The 9,115-nt window shown below is 68.9% G+C and carries 7 protein-coding genes; 5 read left to right on the plus strand and 2 right to left on the minus strand.

The window, feature by feature from the left end:
- Positions 1-28 precede the first annotated feature (28 nt).
- Genes ACFV4N_RS34620 through ACFV4N_RS34630 form a run of 3 tightly spaced genes read left to right on the plus strand, consistent with a single transcriptional unit; the run spans position 29 to position 1,093 of the window.
- Positions 29-184 (plus strand): hypothetical protein, encoded by a 156-nt coding sequence (locus tag ACFV4N_RS34620; protein ID WP_499676877.1) that lies wholly within the window; start codon positions 29-31, stop codon positions 182-184.
- A gap of 16 nt (positions 185-200) precedes the next feature.
- Positions 201-635 carry a DUF6301 family protein gene (locus ACFV4N_RS34625; protein WP_499676878.1) on the plus strand — a complete coding sequence of 145 codons (435 nt, stop codon included), beginning with the start codon at positions 201-203 and terminating at the stop codon, positions 633-635.
- Positions 632-1,093, plus strand: coding sequence for a TY-Chap domain-containing protein (locus ACFV4N_RS34630; protein ID WP_499676879.1), 462 nt, complete (start codon positions 632-634; stop codon positions 1,091-1,093). The genes ACFV4N_RS34625 and ACFV4N_RS34630 overlap by 4 nt, the downstream gene beginning before the upstream one ends.
- Before the next feature lie 35 nt (positions 1,094-1,128).
- On the opposite strand, the gene ACFV4N_RS34635 is transcribed toward ACFV4N_RS34630, so the two are convergent.
- Positions 1,129-1,356, minus strand: coding sequence for a hypothetical protein (locus ACFV4N_RS34635; protein WP_499676880.1), 228 nt, complete (start codon positions 1,354-1,356; stop codon positions 1,129-1,131).
- A gap of 440 nt (positions 1,357-1,796) precedes the next feature.
- Entirely contained in the window at positions 1,797-3,470 is a 1,674-nt protein-coding gene (locus ACFV4N_RS34640) for a DUF262 domain-containing protein (protein WP_499676881.1), read from the minus strand.
- Between the two features lie 1,349 nt (positions 3,471-4,819).
- Here ACFV4N_RS34640 and ACFV4N_RS34645 point away from each other — a divergent pair.
- Both ACFV4N_RS34645 and ACFV4N_RS34650 read left to right on the plus strand, forming a co-directional pair.
- Entirely contained in the window at positions 4,820-7,120 is a 2,301-nt protein-coding gene (locus tag ACFV4N_RS34645; RefSeq protein WP_499676882.1) for a beta-L-arabinofuranosidase domain-containing protein, read from the plus strand.
- A 106-nt stretch (positions 7,121-7,226) separates the two neighbouring features.
- Entirely contained in the window at positions 7,227-9,032 is a 1,806-nt protein-coding gene (locus tag ACFV4N_RS34650) for a family 43 glycosylhydrolase (RefSeq protein ID WP_499676883.1), read from the plus strand.
- Positions 9,033-9,115: the final 83 nt, after the last annotated feature.

Consider the following 9,115-nt stretch of genomic DNA (forward strand, 5'->3'; position numbering starts at 1 on the left):
GCCTTAAGGTGGCCCGCAGGAGGTCCCCGTGACAGAGCAGCGCGGCCCGGCCACGAGGGTGGGCAGGGCGGTCCACGACGAGATCACCACGCTCGTCCTCGCCCCCGGCCTATGGCCGCCGACCGGGACCGGACCGGTCCGGGCGCGCGGGACCAGCCTCATCGCCCGGTCGCGGGCGCGCTGACGTGGGCCGCTCCGCGATGTCCCCCGCCGAGGTCTGGGAGACCGTCGACTTCTGGGCCAGCGTCCCCTGGCCGGTGTCCCGCGCCGACGCCCAGCGGATGGCGGTCGACCGCCTCGGCTGGGCGATCGAGGTCGAGGACGGGCTGGGATACCTGGTCAACCCGGCCTTCGCCCCACCGGAGGTGTCGATGTCCGGCATCGACACCGTGTCGTTCGTGTACTTCCGGATCGCGGACGTGGTCACGGAGGAGGAGACCCCGGCGACGAGGGCCTTCCTCGGCGACCTGTTCACGCTGGCGGTGCGCGAAGGTGCGGCCCGGCTGGGGCGTCCGTCCATCAGGCGCGACCGCGGGAGCACCGTCGCGACCTGGGAGCTGGGGCGCGCCCGGGTCACCATCACGCTGTGGTCGAGGTGCGTGGCGGTCCGGTTCGTCACCCCGGAAGGCAGGTGACCGAGGTGTCCGACTGGGAGGCGTTCGGCGGCGGTCTCACCGAGGCCCTGCGGGAGGTGTCCGACCGGGTCTTCCTGGTCGTCTTCTCACGGGCCGAGCCGCGGCTGTTCGTGCAGTTCGCGGGCGGCGAGCACGAGATCCACGCCGAGGCGGCGGCGCCGACCGGGGATCCCGTCCGCATGGCCGAGGCCGGGTGGACGCCGCCGACCGACAGCTCCTCGCCGAACTGGACCTGCTCCTTGCCGCTGCCCGCGTTGACGGTGGAGTACGCCGCGCTGGCGGCACGCTGCGTGGTGGCGTTGCGCGACGTCCACGGGCTTCCCGGCCCCGACGGGCTGGTTTACAAGGCGTGGCGCGACGCGGAATGGCCCTCCGACGCGATCCCGCCCGCCGATCGGGACCGGGGAGAGAACCCGCTGGTGCTGTCGTGGCTGGGCATCCCGTCCACGTCCGGGTGACGGCGGGCCACATCCCCGACCTGCGGGGTGCCGGATCAGTACCTGATGACGACGCAGCCGTTGCCGCCGACGTCGCCGGTGAACCCGTTGAACACACCCCCGTTGGCGCCGTTGCCCCCTCGCCCGGTGCCTGCCGCGCATTCGGCGGGCACCGTCGGACCGGCCGCGCCGCCCGGGCCTCCGCCGCTGCTCAGCACCCCGTTGCCGCCGGTGGCGCCGTTCGCGCCGGGAGTCGTGGTGACCACCGTGCCGCTGCAACTCATCGAGCTGCTCCCGTTGCCCCCGACGCCGCCGGTGTTGTCGCCGAGCGAGCCTTTCCCGCCCTGACCGCCACCGCCGTTGGCCCGGGGACCGGGAAGAACCCCCAACCGCTGCCGCCACCCCCACCGCCGGCCCCGACGACGTGCACGGTGACGGCGGCGATCCCGGTCGGCACGGTGAAGGTGAAGTTGCCGGGATTGGTGTAAGTGTTCACCAGGGCCGCGTGAGCGGGCGTCGCCACGGTCAGCGGCAGCACCAACGCGGCCACCGCCGCGGTGGCGAGCCCTCTTCGGGGGCGACCGGCTCGGCCGGCAGATGACATGAGTCCTCCTCGGACTTCCGGCGGCTGCGCATCGCACGAGGGCTCGCCGAGGTGATCCGTTCGCGGACCACCTCAGGCGCGCAAGCTCTTACCGACACCGACCTCTTTCAATGGCCCTGATCACAGCTGCCATTCTTTTTTCAAAACGTCCAGCAGCTGTCGCTGACGCGCCTCGAGCACATCGGGAGTCCATTCCTCGTGCTGGAGGACCTGGATGGTCAGGGCGAAGGGAGCGACTCCCTTCTTCCCGGTGAAGTACTTTTGTTTCTTCACCTCGAAGTCGTAGTTCTGGGCCTGTGAGTTCTTCGCGTGGTTCAACAGCACCAGGTTGGCGATGCGGTGGGTCCAACGGGCGCGCTGGTCGTCGTCGAACAGGCTCAGCCACCGCGAGTCCTGCTTCGGCGTCTGCGGCAGGACGTGCTCGATGGTGATCAGCTTGTGGTCGTAGGTGACGCCCGGGGCGTCCGCCAGGGTTTCGTCGAGTCGGAGCAGCACGTAGCGGCGGACCTTGGTGACGAGGTAGAGGTCGTCGTCCAACCGCCGCAGCGTGTCGGCCTTCTCCTCGTCGGAGAGGTTGAACGCCGTCGCGTCGAGACCGCGGCCGCTGGTCAGTTCGCGCAGGAGGTCGGCGTAACGCTGTGCCCTCGGGGTGGCGTAGACCCTCCTGATCAGCATGCCGGCCGCCAATCGTTCCAGCGAGCGGAAGAAGCGGTTCAGCCATTTCGGATCGTCGCCGTGCGTGCGGAGGGCCCAGAGGGCCGGCGGTCGCCAGTCGTTGTTGTCGAGCTGTTCGAGGCGCTTGAACCAGGCGTTGACCTGCTCGGCGTCGCTGGTGGCGGTGTAGCTCTGGTCGCGGATCTGCTCGTAGGCGTCGGCGTAGGGCACCAGGACGTCGTCGACGAACTCGGCGGCCTTGCCGGGCAGGTAGCGCGACAGCACCTGTTCCGGGAACTCCTTGAGCAGCTCACGGCGAGCGCGTTCTTGGACGAAGATGACCCGCAGGTGCAGGAACAGGTCGGCGAAGTCGTCGCGGCCGAGCGACTCTTCCGCGTCCTCCCACTTGGCCGCGTACGCGCTGGAGACGTCCCCTGCCAGGTCGCCGATGATGAGCGACTTGAAGATGTCCGCCGGCGAGAGGTCGAGGCCGCGGGCGTTCATCACGCTGAAGATGCGGTGGGCGCTCTCCAGGCTGGGGGTGCTGACCACCACCAGGAAGGTGCGCTCGCTGAGCATGTTGACCAGTTCGAGCCGACGTTCCTCCGCCCATCCGGACAGCACGGCGTCGAGCGCCCTGGCGTTGGCCTGGATCGCCGCCTGGGCGTCGGTCTTCAGCCCGTCGGGCTTCAACGCGAGCAACTCGCCGGTGGCACCGGTGGTCTGGATGTACTTCCGGAAGAAGGCGTCGTCCTTGTCGCGCAGTGCCAGGCGTGGTTTCGGTGCCAGTTTGCGGATCTTGTTACCGGGCTCGGCGATCAGCTTCTCCAGGTCGACGCGCAGCTCGGTGTCGTCGGTGAGGTCGCGCAGCACGGCCAACAGGATGGTCAGCGTGGTCAGGCGCTGTTGACCGTCGATCACCTGGGCCTCGGTCGCGTCACCGCGCTTGACCAGCACGATCGAGCCGAGGAAGTACGGTTCGTCCGGGTTGCGGTCGAGCGCTTCGACGAGGTCTTCGAGCAGTTGGGTGGCTTGTTCCACTTCCCAGGCGTACGGGCGTTGGTAGTCGGGGATGTGGAAGTCGAAGTCACTGCAGAACACCTTGTGCAGCGGAACCTCGTGGGCTTCGAGCTGTTGCATTGACTGGCGCTCCACTCAGCTGACCGGACCACGTACGCGACATGGCGCCTTGACGGGAGTCCTCCTCACGATCCGGCGCAACCCTCGTCGGGCTGCCGGTCGAGTCCGACTGCTTCTTCCGTCGACGAGCACCATGCGAACGGCGATATTGCCACACTCCCCCGCACGACGAGCCCGTCCGCGTCGCCGGAAGCCGTTGGGCGGTCGAGGAACGCTTCCAGACCGCCAAGACCGGGACTGCCGACACCAACCGTCCGTCCGCCGCATGTGGGGCCGACGCCGCGCTCAACCCGGGCGCGACTACGCGATGCCGATCCCGCCGGGACGACCGATGCGTGGAGCCGGATCGTGTGGCCTGGAGACGGGTGACCGCCGCAAGAGCGGTGGCCGAAGTCGGTGCGCAGCCTTGTGAGCGTTAACACCGCCTAACTAGTTTCGGTGACCGTGACCCGAACACGGACTGTTGACACGACGTCACAGCCCTGCTACCCATGTAGCACACCGCAAGTGGGGCACAGCTCGCCCCGCAGGGACTGAATTGTTAGCGATAACATCAAGTTCGGTCGGTGGTTCGGCCTGTCTGCAACCCCAATGGAGAGGTTGGCGACGATGCGATACCCCGGCTGCTCAGCGCACCACACCCGTCGCCGGGCCGCTGCTCCGGTGAGAGCAGGGGCGCTCACCACGTCACCGCTGTCGTCGGCGGCCGAGGTCCGGGGAGGGCGGGTCGAACGTCGGCCGGCTCGAGGATGTGACTACGCCGAGGTCAGGGGCGTCGCGTTAGGCGCCGGCGACGGCACGAGGACCGTCCCCGGCCCTGTCACGTGCGCACCTCTTCCAGGGAACGTTCGTTCACCACTACCACGACCGACTACACCCGACTCCGGCAACGCACCCCACACGAAGCCCGCGCCCGCTACGGCCGGCTCACCGCCAACGCGGCATGAAACCCCGGTGTCCGATCCCCGGGTGGAACCCCATCCTGCCGACCAGCCCGTTCCGTGGCGGGAAGAACTCCCCGGCGCGGCCGGATCGACCCACCGGTGCGATCGCCGTCCGGGCGCCGGCCCACGGGGTCGCCCTCTACGAGGTCACGCCGGGTGGCTCGGTCGTTCCCGACCAGACCACCGGTGCCCTCCGCATCAGCCGGTCCGTGCTGTACCTCGACGTCGACCGCGACCTTAGCGCCAACAACACCGCCGCGCTCCCACGGCGCTGCACGGGGTCGTCGAACCAAGTCTGGTCCTGGCACTGGGTGACCAGTGCTGGACGACGGTCCGGCCCCCGAGGGCTTCATTCGCTCGTACCTGCCTGAACCCACCCCTGGAGGATTCGTGTCGTCCTTTCCCGTGAGCCGGCGGAACGTCCTGCGCATTGCCGGCGCCGGTGCGGTCGTCGCCGCCACCGGCGTACCGGTCGCCGTGGCGACGGACGCCGCCGCCGCCGTCGTGCCCCCGGTCCGCCCGGACATCGGCGCGTCGGCCTTCGAGTTCACCCCCGGTCAGGTGCACCTGACCGCGAGCCGGTTGCTGGACAACCAGAACCGCACGATGAACTACCTGCGGTTCGTCGACGTCAACCGGATGCTGTACGTGTTCCGGGCCAACCACCGGTTGTCCACGGCGGGTGCGCCGGCCAACGGTGGCTGGGACGCGCCGAACTTCCCGTTCCGCTCGCACATGCAGGGTCACTTCCTGACCGCGTGGGCGCAGGCTTGGGCGTACACCGGTGACACCACCTGCCGGGACAAGGCCAACCACATGGTCGCGGAGCTGGCCAAGTGCCAGGCGAACAACGCCGCGGCCGGGTTCAACGCCGGGTACCTGTCGGGCTTCCCGGAGTCGGACCTCGACGCGGTCGAGTCGGGCAAACCGATCGCGGTGTCGTACTACTGCATCCACAAGACCCTCGCGGGCCTGCTGGACGTGTGGCGGCTGATCGGCAACACCCAGGCCCGTGATGTGCTGCTGCGTTTCGCCGGTTGGGTCGACTGGCGCACCGGCCGGCTCAGCTACAGCCAGATGCAGACGACCCTGCAGACCGAGTTCGGCGGCATGAACGCGGTGCTCACCGACCTCTACCAGCAGACCGGCGACTCGCGCTGGCTGCGGGTGGCGCAGCGCTTCGACCACGCCGCGATCTTCGACCCGCTGGCCGCCAACCGTGACGAGCTCAACGGCAAGCACGCCAACACCCAGGTGCCGAAGTGGGTCGGTGCTGCCCGGGAGTACAAGGCAACCGGCACGACCCGCTACCGCGACATCGCCGGCAACGCCTGGAACTTCACGGTCAACGCGCACACGTACGCGATCGGCGGTAACAGCCAGGCGGAGCACTTCCGGGCGCCGAACGCGATCGCCGGCTACCTGGCCAACGACACCTGCGAGTTCTGCAACACCTACAACATGCTCAAGCTGACCCGGGAGTTGTGGCAGCTCGCCCCGGACCGGGCGGCGTACTTCGACTACTACGAGACGGCGCTCTACAACCACCTGATCGGTGCGCAGGACCCGAACTCCAACCACGGGCACATCACCTACTTCACACCGCTGCGCCCGGGTGGCCGGCGCGGTGTCGGCCCGGCCTGGGGTGGTGGCACGTGGAGCACCGACTACAACTCGTTCTGGTGCTGCCAGGGGACGGGCATCGAGACCAACACCAAGCTGATGGACTCGATCTACTTCCACAACGGCACCACGCTGACGGTCAACCTGTACGTCCCGTCGGTGCTGAACTGGTCGGAGCGGGGCCTGACGGTCACGCAGACCACCTCGTACCCGGTGGGCGACACCTCGACGTTCAGGCTGTCGGGCACCACGAGCGGCAGCTGGGGCATCCGGTTCCGGATCCCGGCGTGGGCCACCGGCGCGACGATCGCGGTCAACGGCGCGAACCAGGACATCGCGGTCACCCCGGGCAGCTACGCCACGGTCACCCGCACCTGGGCGGCCGGGGACACGATCACCGTGCGCCTGCCGATGCGCGTGGTCATGAAGGCGGCCAACGACAACCCGAACGTCCAGGCGATCACCTACGGGCCGAGCGTGCTGGCCGGCAACTACGGCAACACCGCGCTCAGCGCGCTGCCGTCGCTGACCGTCTCGTCGATCACCCGCAGCAGCACGAGTTCGCTGGCGTTCACCGCGACCGCGAACGGTGCCCAGGTCAACCTCCTCCCGTTCTGGGACGCCCAGCACATCAACTACTCCGTCTACTGGAACACCGGCAGCACGGGCACGGTCAAACTGGTCAACGCGGCCAGCAACCTGGTGCTCGGCATCCAGAACATGTCCACCGCCGACGGCGGCCTGGCCCTCCAGTGGGGCAACACCGGCACCGCCGACCACAACTGGACCGTGGTGCCCGACGGCAGCAACGTGAAGTTCCGCAACGCGCACAGCGGCAAGGTCCTCGGCGTGGAGAACATGGCCACCACCGACGGCGCCCGCGTGCTGCAGTGGGCCGACAACGGCACCGCCGACCACCTGTGGACCCTGGTCAACAACGGCGACGGCACCTACAGGATCCGCAACGTGCACAGCGGCAAACTGCTCGGCATCCAGAACAACTCCACCGCCCAGGGCGCCCTGGCCGTCCAGGACTCCGACAACGGCGGCGCCGACAACCGCTGGCGCATCGTCACCAACTGACCCCGCGGACCGGTCCCCGGCACCGTCCGGGGAACCGGGCGCACCACCGTGGCGCCCCCGCCTCGACACGTCCTCCCCCTCGAATGTTCCCGCGTTGGAGGTCCCTGTGAAGCAGAAGTCCCGACGACGGACGGTGATCCGCAGCCTGTGGGCGACGCTGGTGCTGTGCGTCACCGCCGGGTTCGCGCCGTTGGCGTGGGCCGACAACCCGATCGTGCAAACGGTGTACACGGCGGATCCGGCGCCGTTGGTCCACAACGGCCGGGTGTACCTGTACACCGGGCACGACGAGGACAACTCGACGTACTTCACGATGAAGGACTGGCGGGCGTTCTCGTCGGCCGACATGGTGAACTGGACCGATCACGGGTCGCCCATGAGCGTGACCACCTTCAGCTGGGCCAGCAAGGACGCGTGGGCCGGCCACGTCGTCCACCGCGACGGGAAGTTCTACTGGTACGTGCCGGTGACGAACCGGGCCACCAACCGGATGGCGATCGGCGTGGGGGTCTCGACCAGCCCGACCGGTCCGTTCACCGACGCCATCGGCCGGCCGTTGGTGGAGAACGGGGAGATCGACCCGTCGGTGTTCATCGACGACAACGGGCAGGCATACCTGTACTGGGGCAACCCGAACCTCTGGTACGTGCGGCTGAACAGCGACATGATCAGCTATTCCGGCACCCCGACGCGGGTCCCGTTGACAGCCGCCGGGTTCGGCGCCCGTCCCGGCAACGTCGCGAACCGGCCCACGCTGTACGAAGAGGGCCCGTGGGTGTACAAGCGCAACGGCTTGTACTACAACGTGTTCGCCGCCGAATGCTGCTCGGAGTTCATCGCCTACTCCACGGCACCCACCGCGACCGGCCCGTGGACCTACCGCGGGACGATCATGCCGAGGCAGGGGAACAGCTTCACCAACCACGCCGGAGTCATCGACTTCAACGGCGGGTCGTATTTCTTCTACCACAACGGCGCCTTGCCCGGCGGCGGTGGTTTCACGCGGTCGGTGGCGGTGGAGAGGTTCACCTACAACGCCGACGGGACGATCCCGACGATCAACATGACCTCGGCGGGGGCTCCGCAGATCGGGACGCTGAACCCGTACGTGCGTCAGGAAGCCGAGACGATCGCCTGGAGCGTCGGGGTGGAGACCGAGGCGGCCAGCGAGGGCGGTCGCAACGTCGGCTACATCGACAACGGCGACTACATCAAGGTCAAGGGTGTCGCGTTCGGCGGCGGCGCGGCCTCGTTCTCGGCGCGGGTGGCCTCGGCCGGCGCCGGTGGCCGGATCGAGGTGCGGCTGGGCGGCACCGCGGGGGCGCTGGTCGGCACCTGCGCGGTACCGGTGACCGGTGGCTGGCAGACCTGGACCACCGTGTCCTGCCCGGTGACCGGGGCATCCGGCACGCAGGACCTGTACCTGCGGTTCGTCGGGGGCAGCGGTTCGCTGTTCAACGTCAACTGGTGGCAGTTCACCGCCCGCGGCGACGTGCAGCCCGCCGGCTCCCTGCTGTACTCGTCGAACTTCCCGGATCGGCTGGTGCGGCACGCCAACTCGGACGTGCGCATCGACGCGAACGTCGACACGTCCGGCGACGCCCAGTGGCGGATCGTGCCCGGCCTGGCCAGCACGACGGGCGGCAACGTGTCGTTCGAGTCGGTGAACCGGCCCGGCCACTACATGCGGCACAGCAACTACGACCTGGTGCTGGCCCCGAACGACGGCAGCACCCAGTTCGCGGCCGACGCCACCTTCACCACGGTGGACGGCCTGGTCAGCGGCGGCACCTCGTTCCGGTCGTACAACTTCCCCGACCGCTACCTGCGCCACTACGACTACCTGCTGCGCATCGACCCCGTCTCCACCGCGACCGACCGCGCCGACGCCACCTTCCGCGTCGTCACCTGAGCGAGCCGCCCACCGGGCTCGGACGCTGGGCGTCAACCGGCCGCACGTCGGCGCGGGGGTTCTCCACCCCCTGTCTCTTATAC

The sequence above is a fragment of the Actinosynnema sp. NPDC059797 genome (genome assembly GCF_042732085.1).
Taxonomy (GTDB): Bacteria; Actinomycetota; Actinomycetes; order Mycobacteriales; family Pseudonocardiaceae; genus Actinosynnema.